At 65.1% G+C, this 24,085-nt stretch carries 24 protein-coding genes; 12 read left to right on the top strand and 12 right to left on the bottom strand.

Annotation, left to right across the window (positions count from 1 at the left end):
• Nucleotides 1–11 precede the first annotated feature (11 nt).
• Entirely contained in the window at nucleotides 12–1,118 is a 1,107-nt protein-coding gene (locus CH262_RS13425; protein WP_179274990.1) for a DUF6542 domain-containing protein, read from the top strand.
• 30 nt (nucleotides 1,119–1,148) lie between these two features.
• Here CH262_RS13425 and CH262_RS13420 read toward each other — a convergent pair whose 3' ends face one another.
• Nucleotides 1,149–2,156 carry a 4-hydroxy-3-methylbut-2-enyl diphosphate reductase gene (locus tag CH262_RS13420; RefSeq protein WP_027498130.1) on the bottom strand — a complete coding sequence of 336 codons (1,008 nt, stop codon included), beginning with the start codon at nucleotides 2,154–2,156 and terminating at the stop codon, nucleotides 1,149–1,151.
• Nucleotides 2,157–2,252: 96 nt separating this feature from the next.
• Here CH262_RS13420 and CH262_RS13415 point away from each other — a divergent pair, with 96 nt between their 5' ends.
• From CH262_RS13415 to CH262_RS13405, 3 genes are read left to right on the top strand one after another with little or no spacing between them, the layout of a single operon-like run.
• Complete coding sequence (locus CH262_RS13415; RefSeq protein ID WP_032390347.1) at nucleotides 2,253–2,870, top strand: lipid droplet-associated protein; 618 nt, start codon at nucleotides 2,253–2,255, stop codon at nucleotides 2,868–2,870.
• Entirely contained in the window at nucleotides 2,867–4,129 is a 1,263-nt protein-coding gene (xseA, locus tag CH262_RS13410; RefSeq protein ID WP_052053104.1) for an exodeoxyribonuclease VII large subunit, read from the top strand. Before CH262_RS13415 ends, xseA begins: the two co-directional genes overlap by 4 nt.
• A 29-nt stretch (nucleotides 4,130–4,158) precedes the next feature.
• Nucleotides 4,159–4,383, top strand: a complete 225-nt coding sequence (locus CH262_RS13405) for an exodeoxyribonuclease VII small subunit (protein ID WP_027498133.1) — start codon at nucleotides 4,159–4,161, stop codon at nucleotides 4,381–4,383.
• On the opposite strand, the gene CH262_RS13400 is transcribed toward CH262_RS13405, so the two are convergent.
• Nucleotides 4,380–4,949 carry a DUF4245 domain-containing protein gene (locus tag CH262_RS13400; RefSeq protein ID WP_032390544.1) on the bottom strand — a complete coding sequence of 190 codons (570 nt, stop codon included), beginning with the start codon at nucleotides 4,947–4,949 and terminating at the stop codon, nucleotides 4,380–4,382. The two genes, CH262_RS13405 and CH262_RS13400, sit on opposite strands and share 4 nt — an antisense overlap.
• A 135-nt stretch (nucleotides 4,950–5,084) precedes the next feature.
• On the opposite strand from CH262_RS13400, the gene glpX reads away from it, so the two are divergent.
• Complete coding sequence (gene glpX / locus CH262_RS13395) at nucleotides 5,085–6,125, top strand: class II fructose-bisphosphatase (RefSeq protein ID WP_027498135.1); 1,041 nt, start codon at nucleotides 5,085–5,087, stop codon at nucleotides 6,123–6,125.
• Nucleotides 6,126–6,157: 32 nt separating this feature from the next.
• On the top strand, nucleotides 6,158–7,561 hold the full coding sequence (locus CH262_RS13390) for a class II fumarate hydratase (RefSeq protein ID WP_027498136.1): 1,404 nt from the start codon (nucleotides 6,158–6,160) through the stop codon (nucleotides 7,559–7,561).
• Between the two features lie 151 nt (nucleotides 7,562–7,712).
• On the opposite strand, the gene CH262_RS13385 is transcribed toward CH262_RS13390, so the two are convergent.
• The gene (locus CH262_RS13385; RefSeq protein WP_032381336.1) at nucleotides 7,713–8,570 is read right to left on the bottom strand and encodes an acyl-ACP desaturase; all 858 of its coding nucleotides are present in this window, start codon (nucleotides 8,568–8,570) and stop codon (nucleotides 7,713–7,715) included.
• Between the two features lie 129 nt (nucleotides 8,571–8,699).
• On the opposite strand from CH262_RS13385, the gene CH262_RS13380 reads away from it, so the two are divergent.
• Both CH262_RS13380 and CH262_RS13375 read left to right on the top strand, forming a co-directional pair.
• Nucleotides 8,700–10,292, top strand: a complete 1,593-nt coding sequence (locus tag CH262_RS13380; protein ID WP_094717795.1) for a serine hydrolase — start codon at nucleotides 8,700–8,702, stop codon at nucleotides 10,290–10,292.
• The gene (locus tag CH262_RS13375) at nucleotides 10,289–10,696 is read left to right on the top strand and encodes a limonene-1,2-epoxide hydrolase family protein (RefSeq protein ID WP_373453784.1); all 408 of its coding nucleotides are present in this window, start codon (nucleotides 10,289–10,291) and stop codon (nucleotides 10,694–10,696) included. The genes CH262_RS13380 and CH262_RS13375 overlap by 4 nt, the downstream gene beginning before the upstream one ends.
• A 53-nt stretch (nucleotides 10,697–10,749) precedes the next feature.
• Here CH262_RS13375 and CH262_RS13370 read toward each other — a convergent pair whose 3' ends face one another.
• From CH262_RS13370 to CH262_RS13360, 3 genes are all read right to left on the bottom strand, one after another.
• On the bottom strand, nucleotides 10,750–12,075 hold the full coding sequence (locus CH262_RS13370) for a PhoH family protein (protein WP_027498140.1): 1,326 nt from the start codon (nucleotides 12,073–12,075) through the stop codon (nucleotides 10,750–10,752).
• A gap of 429 nt (nucleotides 12,076–12,504) precedes the next feature.
• On the bottom strand, nucleotides 12,505–13,788 hold the full coding sequence (gene glyA / locus CH262_RS13365) for a serine hydroxymethyltransferase (protein WP_027498141.1): 1,284 nt from the start codon (nucleotides 13,786–13,788) through the stop codon (nucleotides 12,505–12,507).
• Between the two features lie 63 nt (nucleotides 13,789–13,851).
• Entirely contained in the window at nucleotides 13,852–15,048 is a 1,197-nt protein-coding gene (locus tag CH262_RS13360; RefSeq protein ID WP_032365323.1) for a hypothetical protein, read from the bottom strand.
• A gap of 126 nt (nucleotides 15,049–15,174) precedes the next feature.
• Between CH262_RS13360 and coaA the strand changes: the two genes are divergently transcribed.
• Nucleotides 15,175–16,107 (top strand): type I pantothenate kinase, encoded by a 933-nt coding sequence (gene coaA / locus CH262_RS13355; RefSeq protein ID WP_027498143.1) that lies wholly within the window; start codon nucleotides 15,175–15,177, stop codon nucleotides 16,105–16,107.
• 83 nt (nucleotides 16,108–16,190) lie between these two features.
• Here the strand turns inward: coaA and CH262_RS13350 are convergent, their stop codons facing one another.
• Nucleotides 16,191–16,973: an isoprenyl transferase gene (locus CH262_RS13350; protein ID WP_027498144.1), complete on the bottom strand. Its 783-nt coding sequence runs from the start codon at nucleotides 16,971–16,973 to the stop codon at nucleotides 16,191–16,193.
• Between the two features lie 133 nt (nucleotides 16,974–17,106).
• Here CH262_RS13350 and trhA point away from each other — a divergent pair, with 133 nt between their 5' ends.
• Complete coding sequence (trhA, locus tag CH262_RS13345) at nucleotides 17,107–17,772, top strand: PAQR family membrane homeostasis protein TrhA (protein WP_032369683.1); 666 nt, start codon at nucleotides 17,107–17,109, stop codon at nucleotides 17,770–17,772.
• Between the two features lie 38 nt (nucleotides 17,773–17,810).
• Here the strand turns inward: trhA and CH262_RS13340 are convergent, their stop codons facing one another.
• The 3 genes from CH262_RS13340 to mca are packed head-to-tail and all read right to left on the bottom strand — an operon-like array spanning nucleotide 17,811 to nucleotide 20,982.
• Nucleotides 17,811–19,820 (bottom strand): thioredoxin domain-containing protein, encoded by a 2,010-nt coding sequence (locus tag CH262_RS13340; RefSeq protein ID WP_094717787.1) that lies wholly within the window; start codon nucleotides 19,818–19,820, stop codon nucleotides 17,811–17,813.
• Complete coding sequence (locus CH262_RS13335; protein ID WP_027498147.1) at nucleotides 19,820–20,110, bottom strand: hypothetical protein; 291 nt, start codon at nucleotides 20,108–20,110, stop codon at nucleotides 19,820–19,822. Before CH262_RS13335 ends, CH262_RS13340 begins: the two co-directional genes overlap by 1 nt.
• Nucleotides 20,107–20,982, bottom strand: a complete 876-nt coding sequence (gene mca / locus CH262_RS13330; protein WP_027498148.1) for a mycothiol conjugate amidase Mca — start codon at nucleotides 20,980–20,982, stop codon at nucleotides 20,107–20,109. The genes CH262_RS13335 and mca overlap by 4 nt, the downstream gene beginning before the upstream one ends.
• 103 nt (nucleotides 20,983–21,085) lie before the next feature.
• Between mca and CH262_RS13325 the strand changes: the two genes are divergently transcribed.
• Together CH262_RS13325 and greA are read left to right on the top strand one after the other, a co-directional pair.
• Complete coding sequence (locus tag CH262_RS13325) at nucleotides 21,086–21,526, top strand: DUF4307 domain-containing protein (RefSeq protein ID WP_027498149.1); 441 nt, start codon at nucleotides 21,086–21,088, stop codon at nucleotides 21,524–21,526.
• A gap of 223 nt (nucleotides 21,527–21,749) precedes the next feature.
• Nucleotides 21,750–22,244 (top strand): transcription elongation factor GreA, encoded by a 495-nt coding sequence (gene greA / locus CH262_RS13320; RefSeq protein ID WP_027498150.1) that lies wholly within the window; start codon nucleotides 21,750–21,752, stop codon nucleotides 22,242–22,244.
• 68 nt (nucleotides 22,245–22,312) lie between these two features.
• Here greA and CH262_RS13315 read toward each other — a convergent pair whose 3' ends face one another.
• Entirely contained in the window at nucleotides 22,313–23,107 is a 795-nt protein-coding gene (locus CH262_RS13315; protein WP_094717786.1) for an ABC transporter permease, read from the bottom strand.
• Entirely contained in the window at nucleotides 23,104–24,072 is a 969-nt protein-coding gene (locus CH262_RS13310; RefSeq protein WP_032381330.1) for a daunorubicin resistance protein DrrA family ABC transporter ATP-binding protein, read from the bottom strand. Before CH262_RS13310 ends, CH262_RS13315 begins: the two co-directional genes overlap by 4 nt.
• Nucleotides 24,073–24,085 lie beyond the last annotated feature (13 nt).

Raw genomic sequence — 24,085 nt, 5'->3', positions numbered from 1 at the left:
AACCTCGAGGGGTGTCTACCTCCCAACGTGCCCGATCCGGGGTACCGCTGGATCACCGATCCATCCTTGCGACCCTGCCCGGCGTACCAGCGTGGGGTGCCGTTGCGATCGCCGCGGGGCTGACCTTTCTCGGATTTCTCATCGACGCCGCGCGTGGAACCGACCTGACCGGTGCGTTCGCGTTCCTCTACATCCTCGGCTGCATCGCCGCGGTATTGCTGGTCCGCTACCGCGGACTGTTCACCGCGATGGTCCAAGCCCCGTTGATTCTGTTCGTGGCAGTGCCGCTGTCGTACCAGTACTTCACCGACAACGCGGGCACCAGCCTCAAGGACATCATCCTGAACGTGGCGATTCCGCTGGTCAACCGATTTCCGCTGATGCTGCTCGGCACCCTTGTGGCCGTCGGCCTCGGCGCCGTACGCATCGTGCTGAAGCGGCAGAACACGCACGCGCCCGCAGTTCGACGCAGCACGAAGACCGCCGACACACCTCGGCGTCGCACGAAGTCGGAAGACGCCCCTCGTCGAAGCACCAAGGCCGGAGACTCCGCTCGCCGGAGCCCGACCTCCGAGGACGACACACTCACCCGGGCACAGCGGCGAGCACAGGAAGACCGTCCGTCACGCGCACGTAGCCGTCGAGCTGCGGCGGACCGTGACGACGTGTCCGCGGTCGAGGCCACCGACATCGTTCCCGAGCCGTACGTGGGCCGCCGAGGAACCTCTCGCGCCGCAACCGACTCCGGTGCCGCGCCACGACGGTCGGCAACAACCCCCGGGGCGACGCCCGGATACGCACGCCAGGCGAGTCCGCAGCCCGAGTACCAGCGGCCCTCCCGCTCCCACGCCCAGTACCCGCAGGATCGCACGCCCCCACCCGGCGTAGCGCGCCCGTCGCGGCCCCAGCCGTCCGAGGCACCGTATTCGACGGAACCTCGCCGGGAGCGTTCACCTCGGGTTCAGCCGCCGCGGGACGCCGTCGATCCGTACTCCAGCAGCGCTCGGCACACAGTCGAACCGGTTGTGAACGACGCGCCGCCGAACGTGCGCCGTGACGACATTCCTCCGCATCCGGTGCCGCAGGTTCGGTACCGCGACCGCCACGCCGACGACTGACCCCACCGGTACCGGCCGGTCATGGACCGGTCAGCGTGCGGGGCGCAGCTCGCGGGGCAAGGAGAAGACCAGGGTCTCGTTCGCGGTGGTGACGGGCTGCACGTCCGCGTATCCGTGCTCGGCGAACAGGTCGATGACGCCCTGAACCAGGATCTCCGGCACGGACGCTCCCGACGTGATGCCGATGGTCTCGACGCCGTCGAGCCACGCCAGGTCGATCTCTTTCGCGTAATCCACCAGGTAGCTGGCCCGTGCGCCGGCACCGAGGGCGACCTCGACCAGGCGCACCGAGTTCGACGAGTTCTTCGAGCCGACGACGATCACCAGATCGCACTCCGGCGCCATCGCCTTCACCGCGACCTGACGGTTCTGCGTGGCGTAGCAGATGTCGTCGCTCGGAGGATCCTGCAAGGTCGGAAAGCGCTCCCGCAGCTTCGCGACCGTCATCATGGTCTCGTCGACGCTCAGCGTGGTCTGCGAAAGCCAGATGACCTTGTTCTCGTCGCGCACCGTGACGCTGTCCACCGACTCCGGGCCGTCCACGAGCTGGATGTGCTCGGGTGCCTCACCTGCGGTGCCCTCGACCTCCTCGTGGCCCTCGTGGCCGATGAGCAGAATGTCGTAGTCGTCTCGGGCGAATCGCTTGGCTTCCTGGTGCACCTTGGTCACCAGCGGGCAGGTCGCGTCGATCGTCCGCAGGTTCCGCTCGGCGGCAGAAGTGTGCACCGCAGGCGAGACACCGTGCGCCGAGAACACCAGCAGCGAACCCTCGGGCACCTCGTCGGTCTCCTCGACGAACACCGCACCGCGATCGGACAGCGTCTCGACCACGTGCTTGTTGTGCACGATCTCCTTGCGCACGTACACCGGCGCACCGTGCTGTTCGAGTGCCTTCTCGACGGTCTCGACGGCGCGATCCACGCCCGCGCAGTAGCCGCGCGGCTCGGCGAGAAGCACTCGCTTACCCCCGGCATGCGCGGTCGTGTGCGAGCCGGCGGAGTGTGCGATACCAAGATTCAAAGGAACGGCCGAAGACATACCTCCCAGGATACGTGTATCGCGGCAACCGGGTCATTCCGCAGGCCCTGGCCTGTCGGCTACCCAAAGACGACGACTTCGGGCAGTCTGGTGTGCATGACTCGACTCCCCTTTGCGGCGCGGGTGGCTGCAGGCGTCGCCGTGACCGTCGTGGAAGAGGCCCGCAAGCTTCCCGGTTCCGCGTTGATGTTGCCGATGACCGTCGTCAGCGAGGCGTTGGCGCGCGGCATGCGGCTGCAGCAGCAGGTGACAGCCCTCGCCATCAAGGGCGATCTGGTCATTTCGGCTCTGCCGGTGATCGGAACTCCGCGCGAGGAGCAGCCGTCGTGGGCGAGTTTCGACGAGGACGAGGACGACGCGTTCCCGGCCACGTCGAGGTTCGACTCCGCAGCAGTCACCGATGACGTCGATGTTCCCGACGCACCGGTGGCCGAGCCCATCGCCGCGAACGGACGATTTGCTCTGTACTCGACGCCTCCGCTGGACGAACCGGTGCAGGACACGTCGGCCAAGCCCGCAGCAGCTGCGACGAAGCCCGAGATCGTCGAGATGATCGACTTCGACACTCTTGCCCTGGCTCAGTTGCGCGCACGGCTGCGCACGCTGTCCATCGAGGATCTGGAAACCCTGCTCGAGTACGAGAACGCGACGTCGGCTCGCGCACCGTTCCAGACCATGCTCGCCAACCGAATCACCACCGCCAAGGCGAAGTGAGCACTCCCCCCACTCAGTCCGGCCCCGCCCCATCCGGTGCGAGCACTGCCGAACAACCATGGCCGGTGCGCACCGTCGCGATGAAGGTCGCCGGGTGGATCGACAAACTCGGCAGCATCTGGGTCGAGGGTCAGCTGACGCAGATCAACGCCCGCCCCGGCACGCGCACGGCATTTCTGACTCTGCGTGATCCGTCGGCGGACATGTCGTTGTCGGTGACCTGCTCGCCGCAGCTGCTGGATCGTTCGCCCGTTCCACTGACCGAGGGCGCGCGCGTCATCCTCTACGGCAAGCTGTCGTTCTTCACCGGCCGCGGCACCATTTCGCTGCGCGCCACCGATATTCGCGCTGTGGGTGTCGGCGAACTACTGGCCCGCATCGAACGGCTCCGGGCTCTGCTGGCGGCCGAAGGACTGTTCGACCCGCGGCTCAAGCGTCCGCTGCCGTTCCTGCCCGGCACCATCGGGCTCATCACCGCTCGCGCCAGCGCAGCCGAGAAGGACGTCCTCACCGTCGCGCAGAGGCGTTGGCCCGCAGTGCGATTCGAGGTACGGAACACTCCGGTTCAGGGTCCACAATCGGTGCCGGCAATCCTGGACGCGTTGAAGGATCTGAACGACGACCCGCGCGTCGACGTCATCGTTCTCGCCCGCGGCGGCGGTAGCGTCGAGGATCTGTTGCCGTTCTCCGACGAGGCACTGTGCCGAGCCATCTCACGGGCGACGACGCCGATCGTCAGCGCCATCGGACACGAACCCGACAGTCCCCTCAGCGATCACGTCGCCGACCTGCGCGCCGCCACCCCCACCGATGCCGCCAAGCTCGTGGTGCCCGACGCCGTCGCCGAACAAGCGTTGGTCGCGGAGCTTAAGGCCAGAAGCGCTGCAGCGCTCCGCAATTGGGTGGAACGGGAGGCGCGCGGGCTGGAGATGCTGCGGCATCGACCGGTGTTGGCCGATCCGTTGGCGGCCCTCGAACAGCGTCGCGAGGAAGTTCGGCGACTCGCCGATGCAGCTCGACGCGACGTGCAGCGCGAGCTGACCACCCAGGACACGCTCGTCGAACATCTGCGGGCGAGACTGTCGACGCTGGGGCCTGCTGCCACACTTGCCCGGGGCTATGCCGTCGTACAGCGGGTGGTGCCGGGCGCAGATCCCGAGGTACTGCGTTCGGTCGAGGACGCGCCGCCGGGTACACAGATCAGGGTGCGGGTGGCCGACGGTGCCGTCACCGCAGCAGTAATGGGCCGAGTGAAATGACGCCGAGTGAAATGACAGAGGGAGATTCGATGAGCGAGAACGAAGACAAGCCGGTGTCCGAACTGGGCTACGAGGAAGCCCGCGACGAGCTGGTCGGCGTGGTGAAGATCCTCGAGCAGGGCGGGCTCGACCTCGACGCTTCCCTGGCCCTGTGGGAGCGCGGCGAACAACTGGCGACGCGCTGCGAAGAACAACTGGCGGGCGCACGCAAGCGCATCGAGACCGCGCTGGCGAGCACCGAGAACGACAGCTAGGGCGCGAGCGGTTCGGCGGCCTCGACCGCAGCCGCGAGAGTGGTGAATTCCTCGGTGTTCGCCGTGCCGCCCAACAGGATTCGCACGTCACCGAAGTCCGAGACCCAGTAGGTGCGCGAGCCTTCCTCGCCGTACACGACCCAGTCTCGACCCGAGACGTTCTGCGCGCCCGACGCGTACACCGTCTCCCCGGCCACGAACGGCACCACCAGTTCCTCGGACGCGGCCGTCTGAGTCAACTGCAGGTACGCACCCGATCCGGTGATGTATCCGACAGTCGACGCCGCTCCACCACTGTCACCGGAAATGGTCGCGCGGCTGCCCGAATTGGGCGTCCATTCCTCGGGAACGACCGGATTGCGCACCGGGAACCCTATTTCGGCCGCGTCGTACTGCAGTGCCGAGTTCACGTCGAAGTTGGGAATGGGTCCCTGCTTGGGTCCACCCGGGCTCAACGAGCACTGACTGGCCACCCCTGCGATCAACAAACACGCAATGACCAGCGGAATCAGCGACCAGACCATGTCGCGGTTGTTGTTGAGAATCCGAGGTTTGCTGTTTGCCACATCTCCAGTATCCCCTCTGTGCGGCAGTGCTCGGTCGGCGCGTACCTCACAGTCGACCCGACCCCACCGCGGGCATCACAGAAGTGAGATAATCCTGCCTGGGTAACACCCCACCAACCAGGAGGCTACAAACCGATGACGGCCAGCACCGAGTCCACTCGCGCCATGGCGCCAGATCGCAACCTCGCACTCGAACTCGTCCGCGTCACCGAGGCCGGTGCGCTCGCCTCGGGTCGCTGGGTCGGTCGGGGCGACAAGGAAGGTGGCGACGGAGCAGCCGTCGACGCGATGCGTCAGTTGGTCAGCTCGGTCTCCATGCGCGGCGTCGTCGTCATCGGCGAAGGCGAGAAGGACGAAGCGCCGATGCTCTACAACGGCGAGCAGGTCGGCAACGGAAACGGACCCGAGGTGGACTTCGCCGTCGACCCCGTCGACGGAACCACCCTGATGGCCAAGGGCATGCCCAACGCCATCTCGGTACTCGCCGTCGCCGAACGCGGCGCGATGTTCGATCCCTCGGCCGTGTTCTACATGGAGAAGATCGCCGTCGGTCCTGATTACGCCGACGTCATCGACATCACCGTCCCCGTCGCCGAGAACATCGCCCGCATCGCCAAGATCAAGAAGGGTTCCGCCTCCGACGTGACGGTGTGCATCCTCGACCGCCCTAGGCATGCCGAACTGATCCAGCAGGTGCGCGACGCCGGATCACGCATTCGGTTGATCTCCGACGGTGACGTCGCCGGCGCCATCGCCGCCGCTCGTCCCGACTCCGGCACCGACATGCTCATCGGCACCGGCGGAACGCCCGAGGGCATCATCGCGGCCGCCGCGATGCGCTGCATGGACGGCGCGATCCTGGGCCGTCTGGCACCCACGGACGACACCGAGAAGCAGAAGGCCATCGACGCCGGCCACGACCTCGATCGCGTCCTCGACACCAAGGACCTCGTCTCGGGTGAGAACGTCTTCTTCACCGCCACCGGCGTCACCGACGGCGACCTGCTGCGCGGCGTCCGCTACGCGGGCGGCGGAGCCCACACCCAGTCCATCGTCATGCGCTCCAAGTCCGGCACCGTGCGCATGATCGACGCCTACCACCGCCTCGAGAAGCTGCGCGAGTACTCCTCGGTGGACTTCGACGCCGACGAATCCGGCCAGGCACCGTCCTTCTGATCCCCGAAACCACGACTGGCAAAGTAAGGCTCATGACGCAGACAGACGAACAGCAGTTCCGGATCGAACACGACACCATGGGAGAGGTTCGCGTCCCCATCGACGCGCTCTGGCGCGCCCAGACGCAGCGTGCGGTGGAGAACTTCCCCATCTCGGGCCGCCCGCTCGAGCGCACCCAGATCCGCGCGATGGGCCTGCTCAAGGCAGCCTGCGCGCAGGTCAACAAGGATCTCGGTCTGCTCGACGGCGCATTGGCCGACGCGATCATCGCGGCCGCCAACGAAATCGCCGAGGGCAAGCACGACGATCAGTTCCCGATCGACGTGTTCCAGACCGGCTCGGGCACCAGCTCCAACATGAACGCCAACGAGGTCATCGCGTCGATCGCCAAGGCCAACGGCGTCGAGGTGCACCCCAACGACCACGTGAACATGTCGCAGTCCTCCAACGACACGTTCCCGACGGCCACGCACGTCGCCGCCACCGAAGCAGCCGTCACCTCCCTGGTGCCCGCGCTGCGGCACCTGCACGAGGCTCTGGTGACCAAGGCCACCGAGTGGAAGCACGTCGTCAAGTCCGGACGCACCCACCTGATGGATGCCGTCCCCGTCACTCTCGGTCAGGAATTCGGCGGCTACGCCCGGCAGATCGAGGCCGGCATCGAGCGCGTCGAAGCCACCCTGCCGCGTCTGGGTGAACTGCCCATCGGCGGTACCGCCGTCGGCACCGGCCTCAACGCACCCGACGGCTTCGGCCCGAAAGTCGTTGCTGCTCTGGTGAAGTCGACGGGCATCGACGCCCTCACCGCCGCCAAGGATTCGTTCGAGGCGCAGGCCGCTCGCGACGGACTGGTCGAGGCATCCGGCGCACTGCGCACCATCGCAGTGTCATTGACCAAGATCGCCAACGACATTCGCTGGATGGGATCGGGGCCGCTCACCGGACTCGGCGAGATCGCACTCCCCGACCTGCAGCCCGGCAGCTCGATCATGCCCGGCAAGGTCAATCCCGTTCTCCCCGAGGCTGTTACCCAGGTGGCAGCGCAGGTCATCGGTAACGACGCGGCAGTGGCCTTCGGCGGCGCATCGGGTGCCTTCGAGCTCAACGTGTACATCCCGATGATGGCCCGCAACGTTCTCGAATCCTTCAAGTTGCTCGCCAACGTCTCGGTGCTGTTCGCCGACAAGTGCGTCGTCGGTCTCGAAGCCAACGTCGAGCACCTCAAGACCCTCGCCGAGTCTTCGCCGTCCATCGTGACGCCGCTGAACTCCGCAATCGGCTACGAGGAAGCGGCCGCAGTCGCCAAGCAGGCGCTGAAGGAAAAGAAGACAATCCGTCAGACCGTCATCGACCGCGGACTGATCGGCGACAAGCTCAGCGAAGCCGAACTGGACAAGCGCCTCGACGTCCTCGCCATGGCGAAGGTCAAGGACTAGTTTCGCTGCTCTACCCGCAGGACCCGCAGGACCCGCTGCACCCTTGAACGCGCCCGCCCCCGGTTGGATCAATGTGGGTTTCAGTCACTCTGACTGCAACAAAGTCGCATTGATCCGACCGGGGGCGGGTCGCTTTCGAAAGGGGCGAACCTCAGGCCAGGTGCGCGAGTTCCTCGCGTGCCTTCAGGCCGTCCTCGCCCAGATCGGTGCGGTCGAAGATCTTCCAGCCTGCGAGCAACGGCTTGAACACCTTGTCGCGTTCCTGGTCGGCGTCGTAGATGCCGGCTTCGGCGAGGGCGGCGATGCTGCTGCCGCGGTCGGGAAGCTCGATCTCGGGGATCTTGAAGCCGTTGATACGGTCGGCCACTGCGCGCGCAGCCTGATCGGGTACGACAGCGAATGCCTCGTCGAGGATGCTGGCGAAGAATGCCGACTGCAGCTCGTCGTCGTCGGCGATTCTGCCGAGGATGGTGGCCAGCACCGGATCCTTGCCCAAAGCGATGGTGTTGCGGTTACGCAGGGCGGCGGCAGCTTCTTCGATGGCGAAGTGCGCCAGGATGTCGAGCAGCCGCTGGCTGGGCGCGTCGAATCCGAGGGTCATGTGTTCCATCCGGACTCGCTCGAGGGCGACCGGATCGACAGCGCGGGTGAGCACCAGGAAGTTGCGCAGCACGATCGACTGTCGGTTCTCTTCCGACGTCCAGCGGCCCGTCCACTTCCACCAGGCACCGAGGCCGGTGAGGGCGTGGGCCAGTTCCCGGTGGTAGGCGGGGAGGTTGTCGGCCACCAATACGCCCACCGTGGCGGACAGAATTTCGACGTCGCTCAGGTGCGACTGCTCGGGCGACCAATCCTCGCCGCCGAGGAACGCGAAGTTCTTGCCGTCGTCGAACGGCGCGAGCTCATGGGGGTGCCAATCACTCGCTGCCTCGATATGGCGTCGTAGATTCTCTTCGACCGCGGGCTCCAAACGGACCAGCAGATCACCGTCGGACAGGTTCGTAGACATGCGGTAACCGTAGCGCCTGCCGCCGAGCGTCCGACGTCGCGCCCCTGACCTCTGTGAATTCTCCTAACGCCAGGTCGTTGCGGGTCTATCCTCAGGTGCATCCAGTCATCGACGTGAGGACTCCTCATGATGCGGTCGGGTCGAAATTTTCTGTGTCTTGCTGTTGTGTGCTCTTTGGTTCTGTTGGCTGGGTGCTCCGACGACGCACCCACCGCAGACAGTCCACCGGCGTCCGAGCCGGTGCCGACCGAGGATCTGTCGCCCGGCCAGGTTGCCGGCGTCGACGTTCCGGCCGGTCGCGTCGACGATGCGGTCGGCAAGCTCGACGGTATCGCCGACGAGCTGATGGCGTCGTCGAACATTCCGGGTATGGCCATTGCCGTCGTGCACGGTTCCGACGTCGTCTACTCGAAAGGCTTCGGCGTTCGCGAAATGGGCAAGGACGACCCGATCGACGGCGACACCGTGTTCCAGCTGGCCTCGCTGTCCAAGTCGGTGGGTGCGACGGTGGTCGCGTCACAGGTGGGAGCGGGTGTGGTCGACTGGTCGACGCCGGTGGTCTCCGAGCTGCCGTGGTTTGCGCTGGACGATCCGTGGGTGACCCAGAACATCACGGTCGGCGACTTCTACGCGCATCGAAGCGGACTCCCAGAGCACGAAGGCGATCTGCTCGAAGACCTCGGCTACGACCGCAGACAGATCCTCGAGCGCCTTCGGGAGGTGCCCCTCGATCCGTTCCGATCCACGTATCACTACACCAATTTCGGGATCACAGCCGCGGCCGAGGCCGTTGCTGCCGCCTCGGGCAAGGATTGGGACACCCTCAGCCAGGACACGATCTACGGTCCACTCGGCATGACCTCGACCAGCTCGTCGTTCTCCGACTACATCGACCGCGCCGACCGAGCGGTACCTCACGTCCTCGTGGACGGCGAGTATCAGGCCCGATACCAACGCGAACCCGATCCGCAGACGCCGGCCGGTGGCGTCAGCTCCTCGGTGAACGATCTCGCCAGGTGGCTGACAATGCTCATCGCCGACGGCACCCACGACGGAAAACAGATCGTCGATCCCGACGCCCTCCTTCCTGCCATCAGCGCGCAGATCGTCTCGAGCCCGTCGACGACGGCGGATTCGCGCGCGGGCTTCTACGGGTACGGATTCAACGTCTCCACCAGTGCAGCCGGCCGCACGACCGTCAGCCATTCCGGAGCGTTCGCGCTCGGGGCGGGCACGAACTTTCTCTGGATCCCGTCGCTCGACGTCGCCATCGTCGTACTGACCAACGCCGCGCCACTCGGCATCGCAGAAACGGTCACGGCCGAGTTCGCCGACCTCGTGCAGTTCGGCGAGGTACGCGAGGACTGGCGAACGCTGTACAAGAATGCCTTCGCCGGTATGAGCGAGCCGGAGGGCGAGCTCGCGGGGAAGACCGCTCCGACGAATGCCGCTGCGCCACAACCGCTCACGTCGTACACCGGGTTGTACCAGAACGCCTACTGGGGGCCGGCCACCGTCGCGGAGGTCGACGGGAGGCTGGTGTTGACCCTCGGACCGAACTCGACTTCCTACGAGTTGTCGCACTGGGACGGTGATACCTTCGCGTTCGAGCCGACCGGTGAGAACGCACCGGACGGAACGATTTCTCAGGCGACATTCGAGGGGAACACGGTCAGACTCGAGTTCTTCGACGGCGATGGATTAGGACGGTTCACCAAGTGACTGATACCCGACAAGCAACCGATATCGTGCAAAACCTGTTCGACGCGTTGAGGCTTCGCGAGACCGATCGCGCGCTGGCGCTTCTCGACGAGAAGATCGTGTGGCACAACGTCGGGCTTCCCAAGGTGCGCGGAATCTCGAACGTAGGCAGATTTCTGACGCTGCTGGCCAAGCCGGGTTACGGCTTCGACGTCGTCGTGCACAACATCGCGGCCGACGGAGATGTCGTGCTCACCGAGCGCACCGACGTCCTGATCTGGCGTCGGCTTCGTGTCGAGTTCTGGGTGTGCGGAACATTCGAGCTGCGCGACGGCAAAGTAGCTGTGTGGCGCGACTATTTCGACAACGTCGATTTCCTCCAAGGCGTTGTGCGAGGAGTACTACGGGCTGCGGTGGGCCGGTGACCCATGTGAGTGGAACTTCGTAGCAGGCTACGAAGTTCCACTCACGAGGGGCGTCAGGCCCCTGACGGACCGAATTCCTCGAGCATTTCGGTCACCAGTGCAGCGATCGGTGAACGCTCACTGCGAGTGAGGGTGATGTGCGCGAAAAGCGGGTGCCCCTTGAGCTTTTCGATGACGGCAGCGACGCCGTCGTGTCGTCCGACCCGCAGGTTGTCTCGTTGCGCGACGTCGTGGGTGAGCACGACGCGTGAGCCCGACCCCAGTCGGGACAGGACCGTGAGCAGCACATTGCGCTCGAGTGACTGCGCCTCGTCGACGATCACGAACGAATCGTGGAGCGAGCGACCACGAATGTGCGTGAGCGGCAACACTTCCAGCATTCCGCGGGCGATGACTTCTTCCATCACCTCGGGGCTCGCGAGTCCTTCGAGGGTGTCGAAGACAGCCTGGCCCCACGGGCCCATCTTCTCGCTCTCACTGCCGGGGAGGTAGCCGAGTTCTTGCCCACCGACGGCGTAAAGAGGCCGGAAAACAACAACTTTCCGATGTGAGCGACGTTCGAGGACGGCCTCGAGTCCGGCAGTGAGAGCCAGTGCGGACTTACCGGTGCCGGCCTTGCCGCCGAGCGAGACGATGCCGATGCTCTCGTCGAGCAGAAGATCGAGCGCCACACGTTGTTCCGCCGAACGACCGTGCAGGCCGAACGCCTCACGCTCGCCGCGCACGAGCTGAAGCTGCTTGTCGGGCGTGACGCGCCCCAGTGCACTCTGCCGTCCGGCAAGCAGTCGAACTCCGGTGTGGCACGGCAGGTCTCGCGCCTCCACCAGGTCGATGACACCGTCGTTGAACAGGGTGTCCACGGCGTCGGAGGGCACCTCGAGCTCCGTCATACCGGTCCATCCGGACGGCACGACGTCGTGAGCGTGGTACTCGTCGGCGGGGAGCCCGACAGCACCGGCCTTGACGCGCAGCGGGATATCCTTGCTGACCAGCACCACATCTTTGCCCTCGGCCGCCAGATTCAGGGCGCAGGCGAGGATTCGAGAATCGTTGGAGTCGGTACGGAATCCGACGGGAAGCACCGACGGATCGGTGTGATTGAGCTCGACTTGCAGTGTGCCGCCGGACGTTCCGATGGGGACCGGCTGATCGAGTCGGCCGAATTCTACGCGAAGGTCGTCGAGCATGCGCAAGGATTCCCGCGCGAACCATCCCAGTTCGTGATGGTGGCGTTTGCCCTCCAACTCGCTGATCACGATCAACGGAAGTACCACATTGTGCTCGGCGAACCGGATGACTGCCCACGGATCCGACAGCAGGACCGAGGTATCGAGCACGAATGTCCGAAGAGGGGCGGAAACGGAGCGTGAAGTGGTCACGTGGGGCTCCTACGTTTGCGCGGCACCGCGCAAACTCTGTCGCTCGGCCGGTCGGGTCCGATGTGTCAGGTGACACGAGGACCGGGTACCGGCCCTCTCGCGCTCACTAGCTCAGTCACGTATCAGAACCTCCCGCACAGGCAGCTTCCCCGCTGCCTGTTACTGCCGACGGTACCGCCGAAACTACTTGGGGGCGCGCTGGAAGTCTGGCGTGTCGGTGAACAACGCGTTACGGCCGATTCGCCCCAGGTCGGCGGGACGTTCGGTGCCGAGACCGCCCTCCCCCGTCGGATCAATGTGGCTTTGTTGCACTCAGATCGACTGATAGCCACATTGATCCGACCGGGGGCCAGCGTGAATGAACCACTGCAGACGTCCGAACGCTGCAATGGTCCATTGACGCGACCGGGGTGGGCAGGAAAGCCAGGGTCAGCCCAGCAATCCCCAGTCTTCGAGGCCCTCGTACAGCGGCTTGCTCTGTGCCAGTTTCACGACGCGTTCTTTCAGGGCGTCGGTGGCCTGACCCGTGGCCAGGGCGGTTGCGATGATGTCGGCGACCTCGGTGAACTCGGCTTCGCCGAATCCGCGGGTGGCGAGTGCGCCGGTGCCGATGCGCAGGCCGGAGGTGACCATGGGCGGGCGCGGGTCGAAGGGCACGGCGTTGCGGTTGACGGTGATGCCGACCTCGTGCAGGAGGTCTTCTGCCTGCTGGCCGTCGAGCTCGGAGTTGCGGAGGTCGACGAGGACGAGGTGCACGTCGGTACCGCCGGTGAGGACGGAGACGCCCTTGTCGGCGACGTCGGCACCGGTGAGCCGCTCGGCGAGCAGCGACGCGCCGAGGAGGGTGCGTTCCTGACGTTCCTTGAACTCGGGCGTCGCAGCGATCTTGAAGGCGACGGCCTTCGCGGCGATGGCGTGCATCAGCGGCCCGCCCTGCTGGCCGGGGAACACGGCGGAGTTGAGCTTCTTGGCCCATTCCTTCTTGGCGAGGATGATGCCGGAGCGCGGTCCGCCGAGGGTCTTGTGCACGGTCGAGGACACGACGTCTGCGTAGGGCACGGGTGAGGGGTGTACGCCTGCGGCGACGAGTCCGGCGAAGTGTGCCATGTCGACCCAGAGCAGTGCGCCCACTTCGTCGGCGATGGAGCGGAACGCAGCGAAGTCCTGGTGGCGCGGGTAGGCCGACCAGCCGGCGATCAGCACCTGGGGCTTGGCGGCGATGGCCTGCTTGCGCACCTCGTCCATGTCGATGCGGTGATCTTCTTTCGACACCCCGTAGGACTCGACCTCGTAGAGCTTGCCCGAGAAGTTGAGCTTCATGCCGTGGGTGAGGTGGCCGCCGTGGGCCAGGTCGAGGCCCATGATCTTGTCGCCCGGGTTGATCAGTGCCATCAGTACCGCGGCGTTGGCCTGCGCACCGGCGTGCGGCTGCACGTTGGCGAACTCGGCACCGAAGAGTTCCTTGGCGCGATTGCGGGCGAGGTCCTCGACGATGTCGACGTGCTCGCAGCCGCCGTAGTAGCGGCGTCCGGGGTATCCCTCGGCGTACTTGTTGGTCAGGACGCTGCCCTGGGCCTGCAGAACCGCGCGGGGCACGAAGTTCTCCGAGGCGATCATCTCGAGGGTGTCGCGCTGACGTCCCAGTTCACCTGCCATCGCCGCGGCGACCTCGGGATCGAGCTCGGCCAGTGACAGGTTGTTGACGTCAGTCATAACAGGAGTCTCCAAGGGACAGCAGAGTAAGGGGGCATCAATAAACAACGGACCTGGGCCAGTTTACGAGACGCGTACTGCGCCCGGTGTCAGTGGCTCGTCGAGCAGTCTGCCGAACAGCTGTGCCCGCTCACTGGCGGTCTCACCCTGGTCCAACCAGCCGGCGAGAAGCTTGTAGCCCTCGACGTAGGTACTGATGTACGCCCGCCACAGCGGCGAGGACAGAAAGCGCAGACTGTGCCGTGCGCGCTGCGGCGAGGCAAGTGACCATCGCTCCAGGTAGGCGGCCACATCGTCCTCGCTCTTGTGCTGATCGTGCAGCAACAGCGCGGCGTCCTGGCGAACTCCCAGCAGTTGGCTCGACGCCGCCGAGAGTCGCTCGGCCTTGTCGCCGTCGAATCGCAGTCCGAGGTCGGCGTAGATTTCCTGCGCCCACGCGCCCCAGCCTTCGCCGACGATCGCCCCGAGAGCGTGGTCGGCGAGCCCCTCGGCCATCAGGCACTGCGGAGTGTTGACCACGAACAACGTCTGCTCGAGCTGTCCTGCGCCGACGAGCCCCGTCTCCTTGCGGCAATGCTCGGTGTGGTGGCCGGGGTAGGACTCGTGCGCGATCAGGTGGGGCAGGTTGGCCATCTGCTGTTCGATGTCGGAGTTGATCGCGACGGTGGACTGGAAGTTGCCGAGGTAGTAGTTGAAGCCGGACCACGGCTTATCGCCGACTACCTCGTACGTCACCTTCTCGTTCTCGGGCAACGAGTATTCGGCGCGGACGCGGTCGCGCAATGCGGACGAGAACGCCTCGACGCAGTCCTGCAGTCGATCCGCTGGAATGACGTCGGCGCGGCGGTGGGCGATCAACCGTTCGCTCAGCGAGCCGGGTCCGGGGAGCACCTCGTCCATCTTGCGATGCGCCTGCAGGTACTGGTCCTGATCCCCCGGTGCGATTCGAACGTCGAAGTAGGCGTGGACCTCGTCGACGAAGCCGATGTTCTCGCCTGCGAACTTGCGCGCGGAGCATTCCAACGCCCGCAGGTGGACGTCGAGAAACGTCCGGCGTTCCGCTGTCAGTTCGACGTTGCCGAGCTCGGCGCGCAGTGTCTGCGCTCGACGGACGAGCTCACGCGGCTCCGGCGCCGGGGCGTTCTCGGTGATTCGACGCAGTTCGGGATCACCGGTGTACGCGTCGACGAAACCGTCTTCGAGTCGGTCGAAACTCAGGCCCAGCAACAGGTATTCGCGAACCAGGGAAGCAGCATCCATATCCGAACCCTAGTACGGCGAACGACCCCGCCCGTGCGCGGTGGACAGGCACCGAGCACAATCTGGAACCATGCGACTCGCGCCCGACAGGAGCACCGCCGAATCCTCAGCAGCTCCGATGCTCAGGTGGCGTGCGTGAGCGAGTCCAGTCCGTACGTCGAGTTCGACCGTGTGCAGTGGCGCACGCTGCGTCAATCCACACCGCTGGTACTCACCGAGGAAGAACTGGTCGGTCTGCGCGGCCTCGGTGAGCAGATCGATCTGGACGAGGTGGCCGAGGTCTATCTGCCGCTGGCCCGGCTGATTCATCTCCAGGTGGCCGCGCGCCAGCGGTTGTTCGCGGCAACGGCCACGTTCCTCGGTGAGAAACATCCCGATCGACAGGTTCCGTTCGTCATCGGCGTAGCGGGCAGCGTCGCGGTCGGTAAATCCACCACTGCCCGTGTGCTGCAAGCACTCCTGGCCCGGTGGGATCACCATCCCCGCGTGGACCTCGTCACCACGGACGGTTTCCTGTATCCGACGGCCGAGCTCATGCGCCGAGGGATCCTGCACCGCAAGGGCTTTCCCGAAAGTTACGACCGACGCAAGCTGCTCAGGTTCGTCACCGAGGTCAAGTCCGGAACCGAAGAGGTGGGCGCGCCGGTCTATTCGCACGTGTCGTACGACATTGTCAAAGGCCAGTACCACATGGTTCGCCAGCCCGACATCCTGATCGTGGAGGGGCTCAACGTACTCCAGACCGGACCTCGGCTGATGGTCTCGGATCTGTTCGACTTCTCGATCTACGTCGACGCTCGGATCGAGGACATCGAGAGCTGGTACGTCAAACGATTCCTGGCGCTACGCAAGACCTCGTTCACCGACCCGTCCTCGCATTTCCATCACTATGCAGGACTGTCCGACGATCACGCGCAGATCGCGGCCGAGGATCTCTGGCATTCGATCAACCTGCCGAACCTGGTGGAGAACATTCTTCCGACTCGTCCGCGAGCAACGATGGTGCTACGCAAGGACAACGACCATGCGATCAACCGGCTGCGCCTGCGAAAGTTGTAGGTCAAGGTCGTGAGTGGAAGTTCGTAGCAGGCTACGAGCTGGAGTGGAGCCTGCGGAATGACCAGACGGTCCAGCCGCGCACGTCAGATACCGAACCGGCGGTGCCGTGCGGCGAAGTCGCGGAGTGCGCGCAAGAAGTCGACGCGGCGAAATTCCGGCCAATAGGCCTCGGTGAACCAGATCTCCGAATATGCGCTCTGCCACAGCAGGAAACCGGACAGGCGTTGCTCTCCCGAGGTGCGGATGACGAGATCGGGATCGGGTTGACCCGAGGTGTACAGGTGACTGTCGATACCGTCGACGTTGATGGAGGCCACCAACTCGTCCCCGGTGATGCCTTCGGCGATCTTCTCGGTGACCAGCGACTGCACGGCGTCGGCGATCTCCTGGCGGCCGCCGTATCCGACGGCGACGTTGACGTGCGTTCCGGTTCGGCCCTCGGTGCGCGCAGCCGCCTCCTTGAGCCGGCGTGAGGTCGAAGCAGGCAGCAGATCGAGAGTGCCGACGAGTTTGACACCCCAGTTCATCTCGGGTCCGCAGATCTCCTCGACGACGTCGGTGATGATGTCGAGCAACGAATCGAGTTCGTCGGCATCCCGTCGGAGGTTCTCGGTCGAGAGCAGATAGATGGTGGCCATCTCGATTCCGGCAGCGTCGCACCAGCCGAGCATCTCGGCGATCTTGAGCGCCCCCATGCGGTGGCCGTGCGCGACGTCGGTGAACCCGTTCTCCCGTGCCCACCGCCGGTTGCCGTCACACATCACCGCGACGTGCCGCGGGTGCTGCACACCCTCGAGCTGACTCAACAAACGCCGCTCGTACACGTTGTAGAGAACGCCGCGCACCTTCTGCGGAATGATCACCACTACTTCGTCACCGCTGCTCTCATCACCACGGAGGATCACCTTACGCCGACGTCTTCGAGCGGGCGGCCGGTACAGTAGCGTCCGAACCTACGGTTGCGTAGGTTCACTACGGCGGAACGGGAGGTCATCTTTCATGACGATGTTCGGACTGGACGAGATACCCGTCAAGCCACGCATGCGTGGCTGGATTCACCTGTACGCCTTCGGCGTCGCGGTAGTGTGCGCGATCACCCTCGTCACGATGGCGTTCAGCCTGGTGTCGGTCAGCGCAGGCCTCGCGACGGGCATCTATTCGATCACCGTGTGCGGGGTGTTCGGCGTCAGCGCCACCTATCACCGCGTGCACTGGAAGACCACCGCGTCGCAGATCTGGATGAAACGCGCCGACCACTCCATGATCTTCCTGTTCATCGCCGGTAGCTACACCCCGTTCGCCGTACTGGGTCTGCCGGCCGCGACGGGACGAACTCTGTTGATCGTCGTGTGGATCGGAGCGATCTGCGGGGTGGCTCTGAAGATGCTGTGGCCCACCGCTCCCCGCTGGGTCGGGGTACCGCTGTATCTCGTTCTCGGCTGGGCGATCGTGCCGGTCGCTCCCACCCTGATCGAGCACGTCGGCTTCGCACCGTTCCTGCTGCTGTTGGTCGGCGGCATCTTCTACAGCGTCGGGGCGATCCTCTACGCCACCAAGTGGCCGAATCCGTGGCCCACGACATTCGGCCATCACGAGTTCTTCCACGCAGCAACGGTGTTGGCGGCAATTTGCCACCTCGTGGCAGTGTGGCTCGTCCTGTTCTGACGACGCGTCGGAAGGCTCGGAACACCGCGTCGGCGACGTCACTTCCGCAGTGCGGCCGCCAGATCCTCGACCGACGTCACAGGCCGGTCGCAGACGAATCCGCGACACACGTACGCCGTTTCCTGCCCGTCGACGGGCGGTCGGCCCGTCAGCAGCGCAGACGAATCGGCCGATCCTGCGACCACCACGGAACCTCCGGGCGCCAGCGACCGCGCGGCGGCGAGCAACTCACCGCCCGGTGCGAGCGATACGGCGATCTGAATCGGGCCGCGCACTGCTGCCTCGGCCACGGCCAGCCAGTGACCACCCGACCTCGGGGCGCGTTCGAGGATGGCCGCCGCTCGTGCGAGCGAGGCAGCGGCCAGTTCGGCGTACCGTGCGGACGATTCGTGATCGACGAGTGCGGCGGCGGTGAGCAGCGCCTCGGCCATCGTCGACGCTCCCGACGGAGTCGCGCCGTCGATCGGATCCCGCGGCCGGGTCACCAGGATCTCGGCATCGTCGGCGGTGTCGAACCAGCTGCCGGCGTCGTCGGGATCGGCGAAGTGTTCGATCGCAGCGTCGAGGATCGTCGTCATCCGTTGGGTCCAGACGGCGTCGCCGGTGGCCTGGAACAGCGTGGCAGCGGCCACGGCGAGGCAGGCGTAGTCCTCGAGCACTCCGGTGGCCTCACCCACTGCGCTACCGAGGGACGCCCGCCGGACACGTCCCGATTCCACGTGAGTGGCGAACAGTTGCTCGCCGCATTCGACGGCCGCGTCGACCCAGATCGGTTCGTTCGCGCCGGTTCCGGCCTCGGCCAACGCGGTGATGGCCAGTGCGTTCCATGCGGTGACCACCTTGTCGTCTCGACCGGGTTGCGGCCGCGACGCTCGAGCCGCCGACAACGTGTTCCGGATGCGGGCGAACCGGTCGTAGTCCTCGGGCTCGGCGGGCAGTTGCAGCACCGACATACCGGCCTCGAACGTGCCGGCGGAGTTCACCGCGAACAGGCCCGCAGCCCATACACCGTCTTCGAAACCGAGGGTGTCGACCAGCTGCTCGGGCGTCCACACGTAGGTCAGACCCTCGACTCCTTCGGTGTCGGCATCGAGCGCCGACGCGAAACAGCCGTTGGCCGTGCGCATTTCGCCGAGCATGAATCGTGCGATATCCGACGCCACCCGACGCACCAGCGGATCATCGTCGACCCGGGCGGCGTGAGCGTAGAACCGCAGCAGCAGCGCATTGTCGTAGAGCATCTTTTCGAAGTGCGGAACGATCCATTCGGCGTCGACCGAATACCGTGCGAAGCCGCCGGCGAGTTGGTCGTACATGCCTCCGCGCGCCATTGCCGACGCGGTACGTCGAACCACGTCGAGTACCTCACCGTTGCCGGTGCGCTCGTAGTGCCGGAGCAGACCCTCGAGCAGTGCACCCGGTGGAAATTTCGGTGCCCGGCCGAAGCCGCCGTAGGTGGTGTCCTCGTCGGCGCAGACCGCCGCGACGGACGCGGCCAGAAAATCGGCGTCCAGCGATCGTCCGCCGGCCAGAATTCCGGAACTCTGCTTGCGCAGTTCGGTGACGATGGCCGCGGACGCGTCGAACACCTCCTGTCGCCGGGTGGACCAGGTATCGGCGATTGCGGTCAGTAGTTGTTCGAAGGAGGGCATCCCCTGGCGCGGGGCCGGTGGGTAGTACGTCCCGCAGTAGAACGGTTCGGTCTCGGGTGTGAGGAAACAGGTCATGGGCCAACCGCCCTGACCGGTCATCGCGGCAGTGGCGTTCATGTACACCGCATCGAGGTCGGGGCGTTCTTCCCGATCGACCTTGATGCACACGAAGTGCTCGTTCATCAGGGCCGCGGTGGCCTCGTCCTCGAACGATTCGTGTGCCATGACATGACACCAGTGGCACGCCGAGTACCCGATGGACAACAGGATCGGGACGTCGCGATCACGCGCGGACTGCAGTGCCTGCGGTCCCCACTGCTGCCAGTGCACCGGATTGTCGGCGTGCTGACGCAGATACGGACTGGTGGATTCGCCCAGCGTGTTCGCGTCGAGCATCAGGGTTCGTCGGAGACAGCGGGTTTGTCGGAGACAGCGGGTTTCGGACGGCTGGTGTCCGGTTGTGGGCTCGGCGTGATGCCCCCACGATCGGTGCCCTCGTCGAGCGCCTGATCCAGCGTGGGATCTTCTTTCTCGAACGTCGCGGGCAGACGCTTGATCTTCTTGTTCATGGACCAGATCAGCAGCGCCGTTCCGACCAGCAACGCCACGAGGATCACCAGACCGATCGGCGACGACTTGCCGAACTCGGGCCCCGTGGGCTGCTGGGCGAGGATCGACACGATCATTGTTCGGTCTCTTCTATTCCCGCGAACAGGTCGGTCTCGGGCAGTGACGTGGTCACGCGGGTGCGGGCGAGCTCGAACTCCTCGGTGGGCCACAACTTGCGTTGGACGTCCACCGGCACCGCGAAGAACGCTCCGTTGGGATCGATCTGCGTCGCATGGGCTCGCAGTGCGTCGTCGCGCTGCTCGAACCAGGTGCCCACGTCGACCTGCGTGGTGATGCGCTCCATGATCTCGTCGCGCTGACCGTCCCACCGCTTCAGCCAGTCGACGAACGGGCTTTCCTCGCCGCGATCGATGAACCAGTCGTGGAAGAGCTGCATGCGCTTACGCAGGAAACCGTGCGAGTAGTAGAGCTTGAGCGGAGTCCACGGCTCACCCGCATCGGGGAAACGCTCGGGATCGCCCGCGGCTTCCCACGCGGCCATCGAGACCTCATGGCAGCGGATGTGATCGGGATGCGGGTAGCCGCCGCGTTCGTCGTACGTGGTGATGACGTGGGGTTTGAAGTCTCGAACCACCTTCACCAACGCCTCGGTGGACACCTCCAACGGCACCAGCGCGAAACAGCCCTCGGGCAGCGGCGGCAGCGGATCGCCCTCGGGGAGTCCCGAGTCCTCGAATCCGAGCCACGTCTGCTGTACCCCGAGGATGCGCGCGGCCTCGGCCATCTCCTCGCGTCGAACCTCCCGGATGCGTTGGTGGACGCCCGGAATGTCCATCGCCGGATTGAGGATGTCCCCTCGCTCGCCGCCGGTGAGCGTGACGACCAGAACGTCGTGCCCTTCGGCCGCATAGCGGGCCGTGGTCGCAGCACCTTTGCTGGACTCGTCGTCGGGATGGGCATGCACTGCCATGAGCCGCAGTCCGGACACGTTCTTCCTCACCTCGGATTCGCCTTGTTCTTGCCTGCCCTATAGTTCCACCTGACGCCGACATGCCCCCAGCGGCACCCCCGATTTCACTCCGAGAGCTGACATGACCAACGCACTTCCCGCAGGTAGATACCCGTCGGGTTCCGGTCCGAGTGGCATTCGGCGAGCTCCGAAACGTGCGACGAAGATCGCACTGGTGGCACTGGTCCTGCTGGTCGGGCTCGGCGTGGCCTACTACGCGTACACGAAATTCTCGGTCAAGCCCGTCGAAGGCAGCCAGCTTTCGTTCGACATCGTCGACGAGAGCACGATGTCGATCCGATTCAGCGTCACCCGGGAGAACCCGGAGCAGCCGGCGGTGTGCATCGTCCGCGCTCGTTCTCGCGACGGTTCCGAGACCGGACGGCGCGAGGTGTACATCCCACCGGAGTCCTCCTCGACCACGGTGGAGCTCACCACCGACGTGACGACGTCGTCCCCACCCGCTGTCGGAGACGTGTACGGCTGCAGCCTCGATGTTCCCGAGTATTTACGAGCCCGATAGGCGAAGAGCCTGTTCGTGGTAAGCTCGGGTCGTACACGGCTGCCGCACAGGTGCCGTGTATTGCTGCATTGCGGGCAGGGTTACCTGCGTCAACGATGTCGACGGCTCCAGGATGCGGGCCGACCAAGGGGATCCATCCATTGGAGTCCCCTCTTCGTTGCGTGCCCTACCGCCTAGAAACCGGAATCGAACTCGAGATTCCGACTACGAGGGAGTGATCGAGATGACCGAGACCCAGGTGACCTGGCTTACCCAGGAATCACACGACAGGCTCAAGAGCGAACTCGACCAGCTCATTTCCAATCGCCCCGTCATCGCCGCCGAGATCAACGAGCGTCGCGAAGAGGGCGATCTGAAGGAGAACGGCGGCTACCACGCTGCGCGCGAGGAGCAGGGCCAGCAGGAAGCACGCATTCGTCAGCTGCAGGAACTGCTCAACAACGCGAAGGTCGGCGAGGCGCCCACCCAGTCGGGCGTGGCTCTGCCCGGATCCGTCGTCAAGGTCTACTACGACGGCGACGAGTCCGACACCGAGACCTTCCTGATCGCCACCCGCGAAGAGGGTGCCCGCGACAGCAAGCTCGAGGTGTACTCCCCCGCGTCCCCGCTGGGTGGATCGCTCATCGACGCGAAGGTCGGCGACACCCGCGAGTACACCCTGCCCAACGGCAAGACCATGAAGGTCACGCTGGTCAGCGCAGAGCCATACCACACCTGATTCGAGCCTTTTCTCGAACAACACCCCCGGTCGCTCAGCGGCCGGGGGTGTTGTCGTTTCGGACGATCTCAGGCAGTCATCGTCTTCTGGTACTTGCGGACCGACAGCGGCACGAACACCACGAGCATCACCACGACCCAGATCAACGTGTACAGGACCGGGTTCTGCAACGGCCACACCTCGGGCGGTGGGGCCATCGGATTGGTGTTGCCGAACTGCTCACGCACGGCCAGGGTCACCGACGAGATGGGGTTCCATTCCGCGATGGTCTTGAGCACGCTCGGGAAGTTGTCGATCGGCACGAAGGTGTTCGCGATGAACGTGAGCGGGAAGATCACGATGAACGACGCGTTGTTGAAGATCTCCGGAGAACGCACGATCAGTCCCACCAGAGCCATCACCCACGAAATCGAGTACGCGAACAGAAGCAACAGCACGTAACCGAGCAGAGCGTCGAAGAACGACGACGCGATGCGCCAGCCCACGATGAGTCCGGTGATGGACATGATCGTGATGGTGACGACGTTGTTGCCGACGTCGGCGGCCGTCCGCCCGATGACGACGGCAGATCGCGCCATCGGCAGCGACCGGAAGCGGTCCATGACGCCCTTCTGCAGATCCTCGGCCAGTGAGGATCCGGTGATGGACGCACCGAAGATCATCGTCTGGACGAAGATGCCGCCCATCAGGAAGCTCTTGTAATCGATGCCGGGTACGTCGATGGCACTGCCGAAGACATAGGCGAACAACAGCACGAACATGATCGGTGACAGCGTTGCGAAGAACAGCAGATCGGGAACTCGCTTGAGCTTGATCAGGTTTCGCTTGGTGATGATCGCCGAATCCAGGAGAACGTTGCTCATTTCTCTTCCTCCGCAGCCTCGGGCTCGCCGGTGGTCTGACCGGTCAGAGACAGGAACACATCGTCGAGGTTCGGCCGTCGCAGACCGACGTCGACCACCCCGATCCCCGCAGCTTCCAGATGACTCAACGCCGTGGACAGATCCTTCGATCCACCGTTGACCGGCATGACGATCCGTCCCACCTGTTCGTCCAGGGTGGGCGGCTCGACGCCGATCGGGGTCAGGATCTCCTTGGCGCGATCGGCCTGAGATCGGTCCGTGAGTACGAATTCGATTCGCTCGCCGCCCGTTTGGGCCTTCAGCTCGTCGGCGGTGCCGCGCGCGATGATCTTGCCCTTGTTGAGCACGATGATCGAATCGGCGAGCCGGTCCGCCTCCTCGAGGTACTGCGTCGTCAACAGGATCGTCGTTCCGTCACGGACGAGATCTGCGATGAACTCCCACATCGTGATTCGGCTGCGCGGGTCGAGACCGGTGGTGGGTTCGTCGAGGAACACCACCCGTGGCCTGCCGATCAGACTGGCCGCGATGTCGAGTCGGCGACGCATGCCTCCCGAGTACTGCTTGGCGGTGCGGTCGCGTGCATATTCGAGGTCGAATCTGCTCAGCAGCTCGTCGGCGCGTTTCCTGGCCTCGGCCTTGCGCAGCCCGAACAGTCTGCCGACCATCTCCAGATTCTCGTACCCGGTCAGATACTCGTCCACGGCTGCGAACTGGCCCGTCAGGCCGATCGTCCCCCGAACCTCGTTGGCCTGCTTCGCTACATCGAGCCCGAACACCCGCGCCGAACCGGACGTTGCCTGCAGCAGAGTGGCCAGGATCCGCACCGCAGTCGTCTTGCCCGCACCGTTGGGGCCGAGCACACCGAGCACCGTGCCCTCGGGAACCGTGAAATCGATCCCGTCGAGCGCGACGTTCTTCCCGTACCGAAGTACCAGGTTCTCTACTTCTATAGCGTTCGCCATGGCCCTCTCCCCG

Source organism: Rhodococcus sp. 05-2255-1e (genome assembly GCF_002259025.1).
GTDB classification, from domain to species: Bacteria; Actinomycetota; Actinomycetes; order Mycobacteriales; family Mycobacteriaceae; genus Rhodococcoides; species Rhodococcoides fascians.
This window is presented reverse-complemented; position numbering and strand designations above follow the sequence as displayed.

Excerpts from the sequence above, each read along its gene's own strand:
- CH262_RS13420 (WP_027498130.1), bottom strand. The coding sequence starts at position 2,156 with ATGTCTTCGGCCGTTCCTTTGAATCTTGGTATCGCACACTCCGCCGGC.
- CH262_RS13415 (WP_032390347.1), top strand. The coding sequence starts at position 2,253 with ATGACTCGACTCCCCTTTGCGGCGCGGGTGGCTGCAGGCGTCGCCGTG.
- CH262_RS13405 (WP_027498133.1), top strand. The coding sequence starts at position 4,159 with ATGAGCGAGAACGAAGACAAGCCGGTGTCCGAACTGGGCTACGAGGAA.
- glpX (WP_027498135.1), top strand. The coding sequence starts at position 5,085 with ATGACGGCCAGCACCGAGTCCACTCGCGCCATGGCGCCAGATCGCAAC.
- CH262_RS13390 (WP_027498136.1), top strand. The coding sequence starts at position 6,158 with ATGACGCAGACAGACGAACAGCAGTTCCGGATCGAACACGACACCATG.
- CH262_RS13385 (WP_032381336.1), bottom strand. The coding sequence starts at position 8,570 with ATGTCTACGAACCTGTCCGACGGTGATCTGCTGGTCCGTTTGGAGCCC.
- CH262_RS13380 (WP_094717795.1), top strand. The coding sequence starts at position 8,700 with ATGCGGTCGGGTCGAAATTTTCTGTGTCTTGCTGTTGTGTGCTCTTTG.
- glyA (WP_027498141.1), bottom strand. The coding sequence starts at position 13,788 with ATGACTGACGTCAACAACCTGTCACTGGCCGAGCTCGATCCCGAGGTC.
- CH262_RS13360 (WP_032365323.1), bottom strand. The coding sequence starts at position 15,048 with ATGGATGCTGCTTCCCTGGTTCGCGAATACCTGTTGCTGGGCCTGAGT.
- trhA (WP_032369683.1), top strand. The coding sequence starts at position 17,107 with ATGACGATGTTCGGACTGGACGAGATACCCGTCAAGCCACGCATGCGT.
- CH262_RS13340 (WP_094717787.1), bottom strand. The coding sequence starts at position 19,820 with ATGCTCGACGCGAACACGCTGGGCGAATCCACCAGTCCGTATCTGCGT.
- CH262_RS13335 (WP_027498147.1), bottom strand. The coding sequence starts at position 20,110 with ATGATCGTGTCGATCCTCGCCCAGCAGCCCACGGGGCCCGAGTTCGGC.
- CH262_RS13325 (WP_027498149.1), top strand. The coding sequence starts at position 21,086 with ATGACCAACGCACTTCCCGCAGGTAGATACCCGTCGGGTTCCGGTCCG.
- greA (WP_027498150.1), top strand. The coding sequence starts at position 21,750 with ATGACCGAGACCCAGGTGACCTGGCTTACCCAGGAATCACACGACAGG.
- CH262_RS13315 (WP_094717786.1), bottom strand. The coding sequence starts at position 23,107 with ATGAGCAACGTTCTCCTGGATTCGGCGATCATCACCAAGCGAAACCTG.
- CH262_RS13310 (WP_032381330.1), bottom strand. The coding sequence starts at position 24,072 with ATGGCGAACGCTATAGAAGTAGAGAACCTGGTACTTCGGTACGGGAAG.